Origin of the sequence: Calidifontibacillus erzurumensis (assembly GCF_013303125.1) — a bacterium.
Classification (GTDB): Bacteria; Bacillota; Bacilli; order Bacillales; family Bacillaceae_J; genus Calidifontibacillus; species Calidifontibacillus erzurumensis.
Map to the genome: position 1 here is coordinate 53,925 of NZ_JABTTE010000006.1, position 19,023 is coordinate 72,947.

Here is a 19,023-nt window from a genome sequence, read left to right on the forward strand (position 1 = left end):
ATTCGTACTTTATCTATATGTGACCTATTAGAAATTGGTATGAAGCAATCACCTATTTTGAAAAAGAAGAACAAAAAAAAAAAAACAGACTACATTTTTGCAGCCTGTTTATTAAAAACTTTTTCGGTTTATTTCAAGAATGTCATCAATTTTCACTTCAACTCGAAAAGGTTTTTTCCGTTGGGCAATGATGACGTTGCCGTTTGCGTATCCGGCTATAACACCTTGGTAAGTATTTGCTTTAGTTCTTATTTCACATTTTACTTTTGGTACTATAACTGGAAGATTAACAAGATATTCCACTTTTTCTCGGATAGACATTTCTTTGAATCGTTTTGGTTTATTCTTTCCTTGGTCAGGTTCCAAGTTTATGGCTTGTTGCTCAACATTGTCCACACTGTTTTCTGTTACGGATGGAGCCTGTTCTATATTTTGTGCCAATTGTATTCCATGTCGTAATTCCGACAATTTTTGAGCATTGATGATTGGAAGCGAGCGCTCCGTATGTTTTATAGTAGCTCTTTTTCCTTTCTCAAAGCTTGACCTAATACCGTAAGTTGAAATCATACGCCGTTTTAACGCTGCTGCCTCATTTTCTTTAGAATTTTCCTCTTCTTGAGTTTCCGGTATTTCTGTATGGTTAGCCTGTGGACTCATTAAGTGAACAGGTTTTCCTTCAACTACATCTTGTAAGCCTGGCAGTTTTTCTTTCAGTAAGTCTTTTAAAGTTTCTGGTTTTCTTTTATTTTTGACTGGTTTTTCTATCGGTTTAACAACCGGAGTTGATGGATTGATTATTTTTTCTTCTACTGGTACTACTTGTTTCGGTTCGAACTTATTTTCTATCGGTGCTTCATGTGTCTCCAATTTTTTCTCAAATTTTTCTTCTACCATAGGAATAACTGGTTCAAAATGAGTCTTCACTTTTTCTACTTCTGGGGCAACATGAGTCGCAAAATAATTATCCAATTTTTCTTGTGGTTCAATGATCAATTTTTCTTCGATCGGTGCAGCATTGGAATCTACGGTATTCTTCATTATTTCTACTGCTGGTGCAGCATGAGATTCTACCTTGCCCTTTAATTTTTCTACTGCTGGTGCAGCATGAGATTCTACCTTGCCCTTCAATTTTTCTACTGCTGGTGCAGTATGAAATTCTTCGTTGCTCTTCAATTTTTCTACTGCTGGTGCAGCATGAAATTCTACCTTGTTCTTCAATTTTTCTACTGTTGGTTCAACGTGATATTCTACGTTACTCTTTAATTCTTCTACTGTTGGTTCAACGTGATATTCTACGTTGCTCTTCAATTTTTCTACTGCTGGTTCAACGTGATATTCTACGTTGCTCTTCAACTTTTCTTCGACCGGTGCAACATGGGATTCTACATGATTCTTTACTTTGTCTTCAACCGGTGTAATAACCATTTCGAGGTTATTTTTCACTTGATCTTCTACTGGTGGAAAGAACAATTTCGATTTGTTATTAACAGTTTCTTCCTTTTGTTCGTCATCTACTGATTTTCCTTTGTCGATTGAATTTGGTATTATGATTCTTCCTCTTTTTACTAATACTTTTTTTGTTCGCTTCTTTATTTTATTTAAATTCTTTTTAGGAACCTCCACTTTTTCTTCAAAGGTATTTTCCGTTACTTCGGATGTTCCTGTTTTTTGCAGAACTACCTTTTGTTCATTTTCTTCGATTAAATCTTTTTTTGGTATCGTTTGTTCTTCGATAATTTGGTTTTTTTTTACGTGTGATTCTATATCTGAAATATCCACAGCTGTGCTTGATGATTGAACGGTTTCACTTACTTTTTCCGCTACTTCTTCGGTCAGCTCTCGTTTCTTTCTTGGACTGACTTTGACAACACATGATTGCTGCATTTTAAGTTTGACAGGTGGATAAGCAGGCTGGGTTATATACATCAGAGGATTATTCACCGTATCTCCAATTTTTCTTTCCACTTTGCTCCCCCCTTACTCACTCGTTTCGTACCTAGTTTATGCAGCACCCATGATGAATGTGCCCATAATTTTTCCATGACGAATAATTAGTAGAATTGTTTTGGACAAATCATATATTTTTAATTGAAACCTATAAAACAAGGAGTTGAGAAATTTCTTTTCTATCAAGCTGATTAGGGGAATTCATCATGAAGCATTTTAGTTTAAATATCTTACAATATTTTTTTAACATAAAACGAAAAATTAATAATGGGGCATTAGAAGGAAGTATGAAAGGAAAATAGGTAAAAAAATGAATGGGATGGTGGCATTTGCCCTAAACTCCTAAATATAACGCACTAATTTTTAAAAAAAAGAAAAACAGCAAATTAGAGAATTCACTGTTTTTCCGTTGCTTTTAAAAAAGCCATTCCTTATCCCATTATTAAAAGCCAATAATATGATATCCGGAGTCAACATGGATATTTTCCCCGGTAATTCCTCTTGAAAGATCGCTAAATAAGAATAATGCAGTGTCACCAACTTCTTCTTGAGTTGTCGTACGGCGCAATGGTGCTTTTTCTTCGATTTCCTTTAAAATGACATTAAAATCACTAACACCTTTTGCTGAGAGCGTTCTAATTGGTCCAGCGGAAATTGAATTGACACGGATGCCATGCTTTCCAAGGTCGTTTGCTAAATATTTAACACTCGCATCTAAAGAAGCTTTCGCCACACCCATGACATTGTAATTCGTCATGACGCGTTCGCCGCCTAGATACGTTAATGTTACAATGCTTCCGCCTTCAGGCATTAAATCTTTAGCAACTTTTGCAACCGCTGTTAGTGAATAAGAACTAATATTATGGGCGAGTAAAAATCCTTCACGGGTTGTATTCATATAATCGCCTTTTAACTCTTCCGTTTTAGCAAAAGCAATGCAATGGGCAACACCATGAATTACTCCAACTTTTTCTTTGATTTGTGCAAAAGCTTGTTCAATACTTTCATCACTCGTTACATCACATGGCAATACGAGTGAATCTTCTTGATCCAATGTTTCTACTAATTCACGTACACTTTTTTCCAAACGTTCACCGGCATATGTAAATACGAGCCTTGCTCCAGCCTTATGTAAAGATTGAGCGATTCCCCAAGCGATGCTTCGCTTATTGGCAACACCCATAATGACATATGTACGACCTTGTAAAGAAATCATTCGTTCTTCCTCCCTTTTCAAACTTTTCAATCTTTTTAGTGCAAACAATTTTTTTAATCATCCCATTAAGTTTGGTAATAAAGGAAAATTATTGGGCCAAAAGATGGCCCAATATACTTCCATCCATTGTATTTGTTCTTATAAAAATACAATTTTTCCATTTTACATTATATCATATCTCTATCCGGTCTATAGTAATTTTTAGCAATTTGAACTTCTATTAATAGTTTAAAAACCACTCATAATTTTTTACAAACTTCATCCGTCAATTACCATACTCAAACACTCGTCGCAACTCTTCCACATATTCTTTTGAACCAGTGACGATTAAACGGTCATCTAGCTGCAGTTCTGTATCACCATGCGGAACAATCGAATCTTTGCCGCGGAAAATCCGAACAAAAATAACATCTCCTAAAAAAGGAAAATTGCGAAGCAAAATTCCCGCATAACGCGGATTTTTCATATTAATTTGATACAAGGCGTTTTCTTCTGTAGTCAAAATATTGATAAGGCTTGGCGATTCTATCATCGCTTTTAACAATGTTTTCGTTGAGAAAATAACAGAAAACACGTCAATATTATGATTTCTTAATTTCTTTTCAAAATCAGGTGATTCTGCTCTTGCAATTACGCGGTCAATTCCGTATTGTTCTTTCGCATAAATAGCTATATCCGCATTCGTTTGATCATCACTTGTAAATACGACTAAAACGTCAACATTAAAAACATGATTTTTTTCTAGTATATCGATAGAATAATCTTCAATTTCTACAATATGAAATAGCGAACTTGAATGAAGATTTTCAATTTTTTCCTGTTTTACGTGATAAATAAACGTCTCATAATGGTCAGGTGATAATTGGCGTGTGACCGGTAATGTCGTTTGATTAGCACCGATAAATCCGACTTTTATTTTAGGAACGGAAATATGGTGGTTAGGGAAAAATTTTCGAAACATGATCGGCGATAAAATGCTTGAAATGACAGCAACTAAAATAAGTGCATCTGATTCTTGGGAGGAGAGTATTTCCATCCGTTCCCCAATGGTCGCTGCAGCAATGACAAGCGATAAAGTAGATGTTAATAAAAATCCAGAGGCTAAAACTGTGTTCCAATCAAACCATTTTCTCATTACAATAGCAGGCAAGATTTTTGAAACAAACAACGCAGCTAATAAAAGTGGGATTAATAATAAAATTTTAGCATCGCTAAACAATTCCCATAAATTTAACCGAACTCCAACCATTACAAAAAAGATTGGGATCAAAAATCCATACCCAAATGAATCAAGTTTATGAACCATGTCTTGATTCGGCGAGAGAAGCGAAACAAGAACCCCTGCAAGGAACGCACCTAAAATATTTTCTGCACCAAGCGTTTCTGATAAGCCTACCAAAAGAATAATCAAGGCAAAAACAGCGCGCATATCAATTTGGATCGTTCCTTTTGCCATCGTTTCCAAAAATGATTGGTGCCTGAAATATTTTCCAACAAAATAAAGAAGCACACCAGCACCAAATAAAATTAGTAAAAGCCACATATTTCCTTGATCTTCGCCATACATGGAAACGAAAACAGCAAGCAGCACCATCGTGACTAAATCAGCAATGACGGCTACTAACAAAATCGTTTGCCCGATCGATGTTTGCATTATTTGTGCTTCTTTTAATGTCGGAACAACTACACCTAAAGAAATCGTCGAAATAATTAAAGTCATAAATAAAGCATTTTTCACAAATCCTGTCCAAACAAACAATAGTGACAAACCATAAGCCAAAATAAAAATGCCAATAAAATATATGGATGCAACCTTAAAAGTATTTACATTTTTATTTTCTTTTTGTTTGCCAGAAGCAAATACTGAAAAATCAATTTCGACTCCGCTTAAAAACATTAAAAAGATAATACCTAATAATGAAAGGGTTTCTAGCCACATATCAGAATGGACTAAATTAAAACCACTTTCTCCAATGATTAGACCAACTATGATTTCTGCAACCACGACTGGAATCATATTTAATTTCAGTCGATGCAACAAAATTGGCGTAAGAAAAGCGGCCAAGAGGACTATGGCCAATGATGAAACAGACGCATGCGCTTCGATAAACGAACACCTCCATCGTTTTTTTGGTGGTTGGTTTTATAATAAGTCTTGCTGTTTAGGTCGTTAGTGAGGTGCAAACCCTTATTAAACTAAATAATTCATTAATAGGGTTGCGAGTCCAAAGTAAATTAGAATGCTAATGATATCATTTAATGTTGTAATAAATGGTCCAGATGCAACTGCAGGATCGATTTTAAATTTATGCATGACTAATGGAATTAAGGCACCGGTCATCGTTGAAACGGTCAGCGTACAAAAAATCGCAGTACCGACTAACAATCCTAAATAGAAGTTATGTTGCCATACATCTACAATAAGCATAACAAGAATCCCGCATACAAATCCAATGATAAGCCCTGTACCAATTTCTTTTTGCAGCAATTGCACTTTGCTATTATGATCACTTTCTCCAAGGGCTATTCCACGGACAGCTATAGCAAGCGCCTGCGTTCCAGTATTTCCGGCCATACCGGCAATCAGCGGGATAAAGACAGCCAAAATAGATACTTTATTTAAAGTTTCCTCAAATCGTCCGATTAAGCTAGCTGTAAACATGCCGAGAAGTAATAAAATAATGAGCCAAGGGAGCCGCTTTTTTGCTGCTGAAAAAGCTGAATAACCATTGCCTTCCCCATCTGGTACACCAGCAAGTTTTGAATAGTCCTCTGATGCTTCTTCTTCGATAACATCCATAATATCGTCAACTGTTATGATTCCTAATAAATGTCTTTGATAGTCAAGAACGGGCAGAGCTACAAAGTCATAGTCCATCATCATCCGTGCAACGTTTTCTTGGTCTTCACTGACAGAAACGTAAACGACGCGATCATTCATCACTTCAGAAACGAGCTTGTTGTCATCAGCAATGATTAAATCTCTCAAAGACAATACACCAACAAGCCTTTTTTCATCATCGACAACATAGATATAATAGATTGTTTCTGCATCTGGGGCTTCCGATTTTAAGATTTTCATTGCTTCGCGGATCGTTTTATTAGCGGAGATTGCCACAAATTCCGTTGTCATAATGCTTCCAGCAGTTTTTTCTTCATAATGAAGCAAATCTTTAATTTCTTTAGCAGCTTCATCATCCATGATAGTCAAATAGCTTACGACTTGGTCTTTTTCAAGTTCATTTAATACATCGACCGCATCATCGGCATACATTTGGGCAAGCATTTCTGCAACATAGGAAGGGGCCATTTCATGAAGTATTTTTTCCTGGTCTTCGCTGTCGAGATTATGAAACAATTCCGCCATTTCAGCCGGTGACAAATATGTATAAATTTGTTTTCTAATATCCTCTTCCTGGCTTACGAAAAATTTTGCTTGATCGTATGGATGAACTTCAAGAAATTCTTTTCGAAAAGCATCGATATCATTTTTTTGAATAGCATTCATTAATAAAGAAGCAAATTCCTCATCCATTTTCTTTTTCGTATCTGGCATACCGCTCACCCCTACCTTTTATTATGTAGATTTTCCACACGACCCATAAAACCTTTTTTATCGTAAAATGGTACCTATTATTTGTCAAACCTTTTCTAATCCTTTTCAAGTCGCTTGAATTTCGTTAAGATAGGATAGGGAAGAAAGCATCAATAGAAAGGAACTATTGTTATGGAAAGTGAAAAGGAAAAAGCTCCTTATCAGAAGATAGATGTAGCTCTTATTATTATTGTTTTATTATTAGGTACAGTCAGTTTAATAGCCATTTATAGTATTCAACCATCTCTTCCGGCCAAACTGCAAAATTACAATTTTGTAGGGAAACAAGTCCTTTGGTATTTTATTGGTTTTATTGCCATTGCTTTAACAATGATTATTGATTTTGACCGTTTTAAAAATTTCTCTTGGTATTTGTATGGTTTTGGTCTCATTCTTTTACTTGGACTGGAAGTGTTAGGACCATCGAAAATTGCTCCAGTTATCAATGGTGCTGTCAGCTGGTATGTTCTTCCTGTTGTCGGAAACCTACAGCCAGCGGAATTAATGAAAATATTTTTAATTATTTTGTTAAGCCAAGTAATTGTAAAACATAATGAAACATATCCTGACGACCGCACGATCAGAGAAGACTTGATTTTGTTAGGAAAAATCCTAGGGATCACAGCTGTACCGTTGTTATTAATTTTAAAACAACCAGATTTAGGAACAGCCATCGTAATTTCTGCAATCGTCGGCTCACTTCTGATTGTCTCTGGAATCAAGTGGCGGGTATTAGCCGGTATTGCAGTAAGTGGATTACTCATGATTGGGTTATTAGTTTTTATATATTTTGTCAACCCGGATTTTATAAAAACATACGTTCTTAAAGAGCACCAATTAAACCGCTTCTATGGATGGCTTGCACCTCATGAGTTTGCAAGTAACTATGGATTCCAGTTGGTTAAATCACTGCTCGCTATCGGTTCCGGGCAGCTGCAAGGGAAAGGTCTAATGAACGGCCAAGTATATTTTCCTGAAGCGCATACCGACTTCATATTTGCAGTCATTGGTGAGCAATTTGGATTTATTGGAGCGAGCATTGTAGTTTCTTTGTTCTTCTTATTAATATACAGAATGATTCATACAGCGCTTGAAAGTCATGATCCTTATGGAAGTTATTTATGTACCGGAGTCATTGGTATGATCACATTCCAAGTGTTTCAAAATATTGGTATGACCATTCAGTTAATGCCTATTACCGGTATTACCCTCCCTTTTATCAGCTATGGGGGTAGTTCACTGCTCACGAGTATGATAGCTGTAGGAATCGTGTTAAATGTTCGTTCTCGTACACGAAAGTATATGTTTGGAAACTAGCGGCAATATTTTTAAAGACTGTGAAATCGGCAATGATGCCGATTTCTATTTTTATTCATGAGACACAAGAAAGGGGGCCTTATATTGTTTGATATTATCGGTGATATTCATGGCTGCTTTCAAGAATTCGTGGAATTAACAAAGAAGCTGGGATACAAATGGGATGAAGGTTTTCCGGTTCATCCGCAAAAAAGAAAGCTCGTGTTTGTCGGTGATTTAACAGATCGCGGTCCAGAATCGATAAAAATGATGGAAATGGTTTATACCCTTGTCATCGAAAAAAATTCAGCTTTCTATGTCCCTGGAAACCATTGCGATAAATTATATCGTTTTTTCTTAGGGAGAAATGTGCAAATCAAACATGGGTTGGAAACAACCGTTGCTGAATATAATAATCTCTCAGAAAAAGAAAAAACAAAAGTCCGCTCCCATTTTATGAAACTTTTTGAACAAGCACCATTATATTTAGAGCTCGACGATGGTAAATTAGTTGTTGCCCATGCTGGCATACGTCAAGATTATATTGGCAAAACTGGCAATAAAGTAAAAACTTTTGTTTTATATGGTGATATTACAGGCGAAACAAATCCGGATGGTACGCCTGTCAGAAGAGATTGGGCGAAACATTATAAAGGTGATGCGTGGATCGTTTATGGCCATACACCTGTTGAAAAGCCTCGGCAAATAAATAAAACATGGAATATTGACACAGGATGTGTTTTTGGCGGAATGCTAACAGCCCTACGCTATCCTGAGATGGAAACCGTTTCCGTTCCATCAACAATGCCAAAAGTTCCAGAAAAATTTAGGCAATTCGATTAAAGCCGGTGCCGTAGACGGTACCAGAGACGGTACACCAGAGGGGTCTGGCACCACACCGCAGATAAAAAAAAGCGCCTTTTATAGCGCTTTTGCTATTTATGTTATTAAATTTTTCATATCTTCTGGAAGTGGTGTTGAAAATTCTAATTCTTTTCCAAGCAGCGGGTGGTAAAAACGAACATATTTACTATGCAATGCTTGTCTTTCAATCCAATCTTTTTTTCCTCCATATAGATCATCCCCTACTAATGGATGTCCAATATGGGACATGTGAACCCGGATTTGGTGCGTTCGTCCGGTTTCCAGTTTTAGAGAGACAAGTGTCCGATCTTTCAATCGTTTTATGACACGATAATGTGTAATTGCATCCTGTCCGTCATTTCTTACAACCCGCTCGATAATGCTCTCTTCTTTTCGTCCTATTGGAGCATCAATCGTTCCACTATCATATTCTACCAATCCGTGAACGACCGCTTCATATGTCCGCTCAATCCGTTTATTTTTTTGTTCCAATGAAAATAATGAATGGACAAAGCGATTTTTGGCTATGATCATTAAGCCTGACGTATCTTTATCTAATCGGTTCACGATATGAACCGTAGATTGTAATCCTATTTTTTCATAATAATGAATAAGCGCATTAGCCAATGTCCCTTTTGGATGTTCCCGGGATGGAATGGATGGCATAAAGGGCGGTTTATTTATGATAAGTATAAAGGAATCTTCATAAATAATATCGAGTGGGATATCTTCGCCTTTCATCCCACAACTAGGGGTTTCCGGCGGAAATTGAACGGCCAAACAGTCCCCTTCCTCAAGCACTGCACGAACCGTGACAGGATGGCCATTCAACAAAATCGTGCCCCCTTTAAATTTAATATCAGTAAGGGCACGTCTAGAAATTCCTTTTTCCTCAAGTAAAAACTCTCTTATAAGCATACCAGCATGCTCTTTTTCTATCGTCCATTTCAATTGAAATGCGTTCACATCAACCACCATATCTTTTTTTTATGATGCCATCCTTTCTTAGAGGGTGTTTTTTACTACCCACAGTTTAGTAAATTTGTTGTTTTTTCAATACGAACCCACTTGCCCTTGGGTAATAAATTAGAGTTGGGCGGCCACGTTGCGCTATTCTTTTCTGATATAAAAATCAAGATGTTTTTTTCAAACATTCGGACGATCAAGATGACAATCGCCATCCCTTGTCCGAAACAGATTCAACCCTAACTAACCAATTGGGCTATACCTCTCAAATTCCTTAGGGTAAAAGCTTTCCTCAAATAAGATAAAAGATCTCTAGCTCCACTACTTTTTTCCTCGGATAAAATACAATCGCTTTCCGACTTAGCGTTTAAAAATAGTTTGGTACAACTTGCACGGTTACCCAGAAATATAGAAAAATACAAAAACTCATATTTCAAAAGCGATCCCCAAGACCTAGGGGGCTAACCAGAAACCAGAAATATAGTAAATGCAATAATTCTTTCATCGTTTATTTATTTCATCCGGTAAAAATTTCGGTCTTTCATCTCCTACGAACGAATCACGAACCCGATTCCAAAACGGAAATGGACGATAGCGGGCAAATCTTACTTTTTGATCAGCAACACGGCATTGGATAGACTTAACATCATTATGTAAAATTGTTTTGTGATCGACTGTAACTAAAAGATCAGTTTCTTTCTTTGGTCGTAGTAATAATGTATGATGGGCAGGCAAAATCAAAGGCGACCCAATTGTTCGGAAAACGCGGTTATTAATTGACGCCATTTCCGTTACTTGAATCGCTTCAATCGATGGATGGATGATCGCACCGCCTAATGCTTTATTATAAGCGGTACTGCCCGATGGAGTTGATACGCATAGTCCATCGCCACGGAATGTTTCAAATTTCTGTCCCTTAATTTCAACATCAATAACGAGTGAACCTTCTGTCGCTCTAATAGTAGCTTCATTTAGTGCCAAATACAGCGTCTCTTTCCCTCCGTCAATATGGCGGACAATCGTTTCAAGAATTGGGTATTCCACGACAGAAAACGGAGTGCGCGCTAATTCAATGACCAGCTTTTCTATTTCAGATGGAACCCAATCGGCATAAAACCCAAGATGCCCTGTATGGACACCAACAAAAGCTGTTTTGTCTAATCGGTGCTGATATTGATGAAAAGCATAAAGGAAGGTACCGTCACCACCAATGGATATGACAATATCTGGCTCCTTTTCATCAAAGATTAGATTGAAATCCAATAAATAGTTTTTCATTTTCATCTTCAATGCATTTGAGGTTTGATCCCCTCTAGACGTAATCGCAAATTTCATAACAACCGACTTCCATTCCTTTTATAATTATAGTAATAGTTTATCACATAATGTGCTTCATTTTAATTCCATTGATTTTAATACAGATATCTATCATAATATTATATGTATGCTATCATCCTTATTTTTAGGAGTTTTTTTATGAGTCAAGAGATTGAGATTGAATTTAAAAATTTACTTACAAAAACTGAATTTGAAGCATTCAAAACTTCTTTCAATATTACAGATGATGATTTCATCACCCAAGAAAACCATTATTTTGATACGCCTAACTTTTTACTCAAATCACGACAATCCGCTCTTAGAATTCGAAAAAAACAAGATGTCTATTTTCTTACACTTAAACAGCCTCATAAAGAAGGTCTACTTGAAACGCATCAAAAAATAACGGAAGAAGAAGCAAAATTGCTTTTATCTAACAAAGCTGAAGTGTTCATAGACGGCGAAGTGAAAGAAGCGATTCTCAAGCTAGACATTGATCCACAAGCAATTACTTATTTAGGAACATTAAAAACGAATCGTGCAGAAATCCGCGATGGCGAAAATCTGCTAGTTCTTGACCATAGTTTTTATTTAAATCATGAAGATTATGAGCTAGAATATGAAGTTCAAAATAAAGAAACAGGCAAAGAAAGATTTTTAGCACTTCTACAGCAGCACAACGTCCCTTTAAGACCTGCTAAAAATAAAATATTGAGATTTTTCGAAACAAAAGCTAAAGAGGAAGAGAAATCATGAAAATCGATGCCAATCAACTGAAAACATTAATGGAAATACAAGCATTAAGAAGTTTTAATTATTCATCAAAATCAATAGATGTCCAATCTGATCCTTTTTCGGACTTTTTGCAATTAGAAATTGCGAAATTGCAGACGAAATTGCCATCAGATGAACAAAATATTAGCAAAAGGTCTCAATCTTTAACGCCGCTAGTTTTAGAAGAATTACAAGCCTTAACACCAAACTTTCATATACATAAATATACTCTTCCACCTGCAGAAAAAAGAGACCTTTCTACCGCCTATGACAGCATCATAGAAGAAGCTGCAGCAAAGTATGGCGTAGATGCCAGTTTGATCAAAGCTGTCATTAAACATGAGTCAAATTTTAATCCTCTAGCCAAAAGCAAGGCTGGAGCAGCCGGTTTGATGCAGTTGATGCCGGCAACTGCAAAAGGTCTCGGTGTAAAAAATGTTTATGATCCAAAAGAAAACATTGAAGCGGGAACAAAATATTTAAGAAAAATGTTGGACAAGTATAATGGGAATGTTGAGCTTGCTCTTGCCGCCTATAATGCCGGTCCAGGCAATGTAGATAAATATAATGGGATCCCTCCTTTTAAAGAAACGATCGCCTATGTTAAAAAAGTAACGAATACCTACTTTTCTTAATACAAAACGCCTTTCCTAGACTTGGCTCTAGGAAAGGCGATTTTTTTAATCAAGATCATCCCTTTTATTTTTTCCCTTCATAAAACGATAAGCTAAGTAAGCAATATAAAGCGGTGCGGCTATATAAATAAGATAGGGAAATTTAATATAAGTTCCTTTATAAATCACATATAAAAGGCAGCCAATAAATAAAGTTACAATCGTGCCGTATTTCGGCAAAGGAACTTCTTTTAAACTTGGAATGCGAATGCGGCTAACCATTAAAAAGCATAGAGCGGTAAACACAACTGAAATGATAATATTTGGGATATAATTTCCAAATAACGTTAATAAAGCCAATATCCCGCCAGCTGCTGTGATCGGTACGCCAATAAAATAATGCAAAGATGATTTCGTTGAGCTTATATTAAACCTTGCTAATCGATAGGCTCCGAACAATGGAAATAAACCCGCAACGATGAAACCTAATAATCCGAATTGAAAAAAATATGTATAATATACTAAAAATGATGGCGCTACCCCAAAGGTAACAATGTCAGCAAGGGAATCCAATTCTTTTCCTAAAGAACTATCAGCTTTTAGCATTCTAGCTAATCTTCCGTCCATACTATCAAGCATCATACCAATTAAAATTAAAATTGCAGCATTGTTAAACTCCCCGTTCGCCGCAAAACCAATCGACAAAAAACCGCAATAAAGATTTCCTAATGTAAACATATTTGGAATCGATTTCGTTATTCGCATAAATGGTGTCACACCTCATCATTTGAAGAATCAATTTCACATATGATTTGTTTTGCTTCATAAATATTGAATCCTAAAAACAATCATTTTGCAACTTAATTTAATGATTCTTTTCCACTTCTTTACTAATAGAGGCAAATAGTTCAAAAGCACAATATTTGCCGGAACCATGCGTCGTTGCTAAAATAAAAGTAATATTTCCTGAACAGAAAGGAGATCTTCATGGTTTTTAACGGTTCGGGTGCCAGCAAGGAAATGAAAAAATGTTGCTGGAACAATATAATTGCCAAACAGGTAGAAATTTATGTTTTTATCGATCCCCTTTGCCCTGAATGCTGGGCACTGGAGCCATTATTAAAAAAATTGATAATTGAATATGGAGATAAATTTTGTATTCGACACGTATTAACTGGACGGTTAACATCTCTAAATATTTCAAAAAAAGCTCCATCAGAAATTGCGAAAAATTGGGAGCGCACAGCTAGTAAATCCGGAATGTCCTGTGATGGCGATGTTTGGTATGAAGACCCGATTTCTAAACCTATTACAGCTTTATTAGCAATTAAAGCCGCTGAACTGCAAGGAAAAAGGGCCGGTATGCGTTTTTTAAGAAAACTGCAAGAATGCCTATTCCTTGAGAAACAAAATATTACGAAAAAAGATGTATTAATTTCCATTGCTAAAGAAGCAGGTTTAGATGTTGAAGAATTCAGTAAAGATCTTCTCTCAGAAACATCCTGTAAGGCCCTTCAATGTGATTTGAAAATTACACGGGAAATGGAAGTTGAAGAAAGTCCAACTCTTGTTTTTTTTAATAATGAAAAAATTGAAGAAGAAGGCATTAAACTTTCCGGTTCTTTCCCATATGAAATATATGTTCAAGTGTTAGAGGAAATTTTGCAAAGAAAACCGATTGCAAAATCCCCTCCCCCGTTGGAAGAATTTTTGGCTCATTTCAAATTTGTGGCTACGAAAGAAATTGCTGTCGTTTACAATTTAACTTGTCAAGAAGTAGAGAAAAAAATGAAGAAGTATCTTTTAAATCAAATCGTTGAGCGTGTACCAGTGAAGTATGGGACGTTTTGGCGGTACATCAAAGACAGAGATTAAGCCAATGAACTTCTGCCCTTCTATAATATTAATACAAGAGAACCAGCCATATAAAAATAAAAAGAAGGTTAGATCAGTCTAACCTTCTTTTTATGTCTTATTCGACAGGGGGGTGGGAGAAAGTTTCACGGTCAAACAAAGGGGTTATGTTTGTTTGTGATTAACTTTACGAATTTATAATAACAAGTTCTTTTTCCTGTGACAACGAGATTGTTAATACTTTCACAAAACTGTCACTTTTCTTTTCCAATAATTTTCATAAATTAGACAAGGTTTTTCATCCAATGTCTGTTCATGAATGAAAAGAAAAGTGCATACGCTGATATCGGAGGTGGAATTGTGAACAAAATTTTACTCGCCATAGGCGTGCTCCTCATTTTCGCAAGTTTTTGCTTTTATTTACTTGGATTAATGAGAATTTTTCCATTTTTTTATACTGCTATTCCGCTCTTTTTATCAATTTTTTTTACCGTTCAAATTTGGAATAACCGCAACCGCTTCCGGATGCGACCAAGAAGGAAAAGTTCCCAACATTAAATGAAAAATAAAGAGACATTCGTGCAAACAGTTTCTTTTCACGAATGTCCCTCTATTTACAGCATCTTATTTTTAGCTTAACAATTGTTCCATTTCCGTTAATTTTTCATCAAACATTTTTAACGCTTCTTTGATTGGTTCGCTTGATGTCATATCAACACCGGCACGTTTTAAAATTTCAATCGGATAATCAGAACTACCCGCTTTCAAAAACTCCTCAATGTACCTGTCAACAGCAGGTTTGCCTTCCTCTAAAATTTGCTTCGCTAATGCACTAGCTGCGCTGAATCCTGTAGCATATTGATATACATAATAATTGTAATAAAAATGAGGAATTCTAGCCCATTCCAACCCGATTTCTTTATCGATAACAATGCCATCTCCAAAATATTTTTTATTTAAATCATAATACAACGAAGTTAAGAGTTCAGCCGTTAATGCCTCTCCTTGAGCGGCTTTTTCATGAATGAGATGCTCAAATTCAGCAAACATCGTTTGACGGAACACAGTACCGCGGAAGCCTTCTAAATAATGATTTAAAATGTAAAGTTTTTTCTGCTTATCTGTTTCATTTTTTAATAGATAATCATTTAATAACGCTTCATTGCACGTAGAAGCCACTTCAGCTACGAAAATCGAATAATTCGCATATGGATACGGCTGTGTTTTACGAGTATAGTAGCTGTGAACTGAATGGCCTAATTCATGGGCAAGTGTAAACAAGTTATTTACATTATCTTGCCAATTCAATAAAATATACGGATTTGTGCCATAAGCCCCTGAAGAATACGCTCCGCTTCTTTTGCCTTCATTTTCATGAACATCAATCCAACGGTTGTCAAATGCTTCTTGCAAAATTTGCTGATATTCTTCCCCGAGTGGCGCCAATCCTTTGATAACCAATTCCTTTGCTTCTGGGTACGTGATTTCCATTTTCACGTCTTTTACGAGCGGTGTGTAAAGATCATACATATGGAGCTCATCTACACCAAGTACTTTTTTCCGTAATGCCACGTAACGATGCAATAAGTGCAAATGATCGCTCACAGTCTCAACTAATGTATCATAGACGCTTTCAGGAATGTTGTTGCTGTCTAGGGCAGCTTCACGCGCTGATTTATAACGGCGCACGCGAGCAAAAAAGTTATCTTTCTTTATATTTCCGCTTAATGTGCTTGCAAATGTATTTTTAAATTTTCCGTATGTTTCATATACAGCTTTAAAAGCATCTTCCCGCACTCTTCTGTCTGAGCTTTCAAGGAAGCGAAGATAACGGCCATGGGTAACTTCGACTTCTTCCCCGTTTTCATCAATGATGGCAGGAAATTTCATATCAGCATTATTCAACATACCAAATGTATTGCTTGGGCTTCCCATTACTTCTGAAGCTTGTGCGAGAATTGCTTCTTCATTTTCTGAAAGAATATGTGGACGCATACGGTTTAATTCATCCAAAACATGTTCATATAATTTCAAATCTTCATGTTCATTTAAGAATGATTTTAACTTTTGTTCATCCATCGCTAAAATTTCTGGATCAATAAACGAAAAACTGCTGCTCGCTTCTGTGTATAAATTTTCAGCGCGGGCATTCAAACTTTGATAAAAAGAGTTTGTTGTATCTTGGTCATAGCGCATGTGGGCATACGTATAAAGCTTGCCCAATCTTTTTGAGATTTCATATTGTGTATGTAAAGCTTGATACAATGTTTCCGCTGATTCACTTAATTTGCCGCGGTATTGTTCAATTGTAGGAATCATATTTTTGATCTCTTTAAATTCTATCTCCCAATCATCGTCTGTAGGAAAGATATCTTCCAAGCGCCATGTATCTTCAACCGGGATTTCGCTTCGTTTTGGCAATGACTTTGCTTTTTTTTCTTCAGCCATTTTACAAACCTCCAAATGAAAAATTTTCCTCTAATCTAGTATATCCTAACATCTTTTATATATAAAAATTTATTCACTCGAGATTGCTATTCATCTTTCAACAATTCAGACAATACTTTTTCCCGATTTTGCAAAAAATATTTCGTTATCAAATAATGATTCGTCTCCTCATAGGAAACCTCACGAATTTCTTCATCATCAAAACTATAAATTTGTGAATTTGGAAATCCTAACAAAATCGGCGAATGAGTAGCAATTATAAACTGAACATTTTCGCTTGATACTAAATTATGGATAATCCTTAAAAACGTTAATTGTCGTGCCGGAGATAGGGCGGCTTCCGGCTCATCTAATAGATAGATAGCTTTTCCCTTAAATCGATTTTTAAATAATGATAAAAACGATTCACCATGAGATTGTTCATGAAGGGATTTTCCACCATAATCTTTAAAACCAGTTGTATCAATTTCATCCATGTAAGTTGCAAAATGATAAAATGTTTCCGCGCGAAAAAAGAAACCATTTGTTATTTTCGGAAGCCAAGATAATCGAACAAAGTCTCTTAAAGAAGATTGTGATGAATAAACTTCATACGTATTATGACGGCTTCCACCAGCGGTATGAAACCCTGCCACATCCGCAATAGCTTCCAGCAACGTAGACTTGCCAGTCCCATTTTCCCCGACAAAAAAAGTAACCAGACTATTAATTTGAATATAGTCTAAATTTTTTATAGCTGGGATAGAAAAGGGATATTGTTTATAATTTGGAATTTTTTCATGGAGAATCGTAACTCTTCGTAAAAACATATTTATCATCCTTAAAAGGTTTCATAAAATACAAAGAATTTACCATTAATTATATTAAATTCTGTTTTTTTATATGTTTCAACTTTCTATTTTGTTTTTTCCCTTAACGGTCATTTATCTTTCCTATATTTTTCAAGATTGTTTAGTCTTTTCCATACATCACGATCAAGCTGACATGCATTTTCCACATTTTGCGGGATGATTATTTCTGTTTCCTTTTGAAAAAGCGTCATGCTTCCCGTTCGCTTTAACACCCCAAGCTTTTCAAGCTTTTGTAAATATTCCAATATTGCAAATGAGTAGTGGCTATCTTTAATAAACGGCAATTGGCGAATAACAAAAAAACCTTTCCTCACTTCTTCCTTAAAACGATGAAAAATGGTATGAAATGATATGGTCTCCCCTCTTCTAGATGGAATAATAAATTTTACTAATATCCACCCTTGCCAAAGAATCGCTTCTGTTTGCATCCAAATCATTGATTTAACGGGTATTCCAGCTTCACCAGGTAGTAAGCTAATAGGACAACCATTTTCGTAAAAAAATCTTTTATAACAGGTCGAAAGATATAAATGCGTATTCGTACGAAACCGCTGTTTTAAAGATAGCCAACTCTCCTTACATTCAAAATTTCTTCCTTGCTTCCATTGAAAAAGTTGGGAAAAATTTATTTTGCATGCAGGAACGATTTCGGTTGATGCTGTAAAAGTCGTTGAACTGAATGGGAATAAGTTAGAAAGGATCGTAAATAGATTCGTAATTGGGCAATAATAGATTAATAGAGGTTGATGATGTAAGAAGTTTGCCATAGATAAGTCGAATGTGGAAAGTTTAATTGATAGATGCGAAACTTTTTTCAGCCGCGTCCTACCTGCAATCCAAATGGGGGTGATATGGTTTTGAAGATATAGGGCGGTGCGCTTTTTTAGAAGTTGTAAATCAATCTTTGAACATTGGTATTCGATAGCATAAGTTTTATTTTTCCACTGGAAGAACAAATCCGGACGCTGTTTAATTTCGGGGATATACTTTTCAAGTTCAACATGAAATCCTTGGTTTTGAAACCATTCATAAAGCTTGATTTTCCCTTGTAAATGGTAATCCGATTCCCGTTCAAATTCCTGCCCGCAATTCGTATTGTGAGCGTGTGCAAAATGCCAAATTCTTTTCGTTCCTGTCTTTAATATCACTTTTTCTTTGCAAACGGGGCAAATAAAATTCTCATTTTTCTTTAGTTCTTCTAATTCCACTTTGTTCTTAACCTTAACGAGCGAGATGATTCGTCCGTCTTCCGTTTGGGCTAATAACAATTAAACCACTCCT

15 protein-coding genes are annotated in these 19,023 nt (G+C 35.9%); 5 read left to right on the forward strand and 10 right to left on the reverse strand.

Annotated elements, in window-relative coordinates; genetic code table 11:
* Window positions 1-111 precede the first annotated feature (111 nt).
* The 4 genes from HR057_RS17305 to mgtE form a co-directional block, all read right to left on the reverse strand.
* Window positions 112-1,965 (reverse strand): CotO family spore coat protein, encoded by a 1,854-nt coding sequence (locus HR057_RS17305; RefSeq protein WP_173730645.1) that lies wholly within the window; start codon window positions 1,963-1,965, stop codon window positions 112-114.
* Between the two features lie 424 nt (window positions 1,966-2,389).
* Window positions 2,390-3,163 (reverse strand): enoyl-ACP reductase FabI, encoded by a 774-nt coding sequence (gene fabI / locus HR057_RS06625; RefSeq protein ID WP_173730646.1) that lies wholly within the window; start codon window positions 3,161-3,163, stop codon window positions 2,390-2,392.
* 265 nt (window positions 3,164-3,428) lie between these two features.
* Window positions 3,429-5,270, reverse strand: coding sequence for a monovalent cation:proton antiporter family protein (locus HR057_RS06630; RefSeq protein ID WP_173730724.1), 1,842 nt, complete (start codon window positions 5,268-5,270; stop codon window positions 3,429-3,431).
* A gap of 84 nt (window positions 5,271-5,354) precedes the next feature.
* Window positions 5,355-6,719 (reverse strand): magnesium transporter, encoded by a 1,365-nt coding sequence (mgtE, locus tag HR057_RS06635; protein WP_173730647.1) that lies wholly within the window; start codon window positions 6,717-6,719, stop codon window positions 5,355-5,357.
* A gap of 171 nt (window positions 6,720-6,890) precedes the next feature.
* Between mgtE and HR057_RS06640 the strand changes: the two genes are divergently transcribed.
* Together HR057_RS06640 and prpE are read left to right on the forward strand one after the other, a co-directional pair.
* Complete coding sequence (locus tag HR057_RS06640) at window positions 6,891-8,075, forward strand: FtsW/RodA/SpoVE family cell cycle protein (protein WP_173730648.1); 1,185 nt, start codon at window positions 6,891-6,893, stop codon at window positions 8,073-8,075.
* Between the two features lie 81 nt (window positions 8,076-8,156).
* The gene (prpE, locus tag HR057_RS06645; protein ID WP_173730725.1) at window positions 8,157-8,897 is read left to right on the forward strand and encodes a bis(5'-nucleosyl)-tetraphosphatase PrpE; all 741 of its coding nucleotides are present in this window, start codon (window positions 8,157-8,159) and stop codon (window positions 8,895-8,897) included.
* A 96-nt stretch (window positions 8,898-8,993) separates the two neighbouring features.
* On the opposite strand, the gene HR057_RS06650 is transcribed toward prpE, so the two are convergent.
* Both HR057_RS06650 and HR057_RS06655 read right to left on the reverse strand, forming a co-directional pair.
* Window positions 8,994-9,884 (reverse strand): RluA family pseudouridine synthase, encoded by an 891-nt coding sequence (locus tag HR057_RS06650; protein WP_407926119.1) that lies wholly within the window; start codon window positions 9,882-9,884, stop codon window positions 8,994-8,996.
* 501 nt (window positions 9,885-10,385) lie between these two features.
* Window positions 10,386-11,219 (reverse strand): NAD kinase, encoded by an 834-nt coding sequence (locus HR057_RS06655; RefSeq protein ID WP_173730650.1) that lies wholly within the window; start codon window positions 11,217-11,219, stop codon window positions 10,386-10,388.
* Between the two features lie 141 nt (window positions 11,220-11,360).
* Between HR057_RS06655 and HR057_RS06660 the strand changes: the two genes are divergently transcribed.
* Together HR057_RS06660 and HR057_RS06665 are read left to right on the forward strand one after the other, a co-directional pair.
* Complete coding sequence (locus HR057_RS06660; RefSeq protein WP_173730651.1) at window positions 11,361-11,957, forward strand: CYTH domain-containing protein; 597 nt, start codon at window positions 11,361-11,363, stop codon at window positions 11,955-11,957.
* The gene (locus tag HR057_RS06665) at window positions 11,954-12,610 is read left to right on the forward strand and encodes a lytic transglycosylase domain-containing protein (RefSeq protein ID WP_173730652.1); all 657 of its coding nucleotides are present in this window, start codon (window positions 11,954-11,956) and stop codon (window positions 12,608-12,610) included. Before HR057_RS06660 ends, HR057_RS06665 begins: the two co-directional genes overlap by 4 nt.
* Before the next feature lie 45 nt (window positions 12,611-12,655).
* Here HR057_RS06665 and pssA read toward each other — a convergent pair whose 3' ends face one another.
* Entirely contained in the window at window positions 12,656-13,354 is a 699-nt protein-coding gene (gene pssA / locus HR057_RS06670) for a CDP-diacylglycerol--serine O-phosphatidyltransferase (RefSeq protein WP_173730653.1), read from the reverse strand.
* 255 nt (window positions 13,355-13,609) lie between these two features.
* Here pssA and HR057_RS06675 point away from each other — a divergent pair, with 255 nt between their 5' ends.
* Window positions 13,610-14,464, forward strand: a complete 855-nt coding sequence (locus HR057_RS06675; RefSeq protein ID WP_173730726.1) for a ClpXP adapter SpxH family protein — start codon at window positions 13,610-13,612, stop codon at window positions 14,462-14,464.
* 609 nt (window positions 14,465-15,073) lie between these two features.
* Here the strand turns inward: HR057_RS06675 and pepF are convergent.
* From pepF to HR057_RS06690, 3 genes are all read right to left on the reverse strand, one after another.
* Complete coding sequence (pepF, locus tag HR057_RS06680; RefSeq protein WP_173730654.1) at window positions 15,074-16,891, reverse strand: oligoendopeptidase F; 1,818 nt, start codon at window positions 16,889-16,891, stop codon at window positions 15,074-15,076.
* 86 nt (window positions 16,892-16,977) lie between these two features.
* Window positions 16,978-17,700 carry an AAA family ATPase gene (locus tag HR057_RS06685; RefSeq protein ID WP_173730655.1) on the reverse strand — a complete coding sequence of 241 codons (723 nt, stop codon included), beginning with the start codon at window positions 17,698-17,700 and terminating at the stop codon, window positions 16,978-16,980.
* Window positions 17,701-17,810: 110 nt separating this feature from the next.
* Window positions 17,811-19,010: a competence protein CoiA gene (locus tag HR057_RS06690; protein WP_173730656.1), complete on the reverse strand. Its 1,200-nt coding sequence runs from the start codon at window positions 19,008-19,010 to the stop codon at window positions 17,811-17,813.
* Window positions 19,011-19,023: the final 13 nt, after the last annotated feature.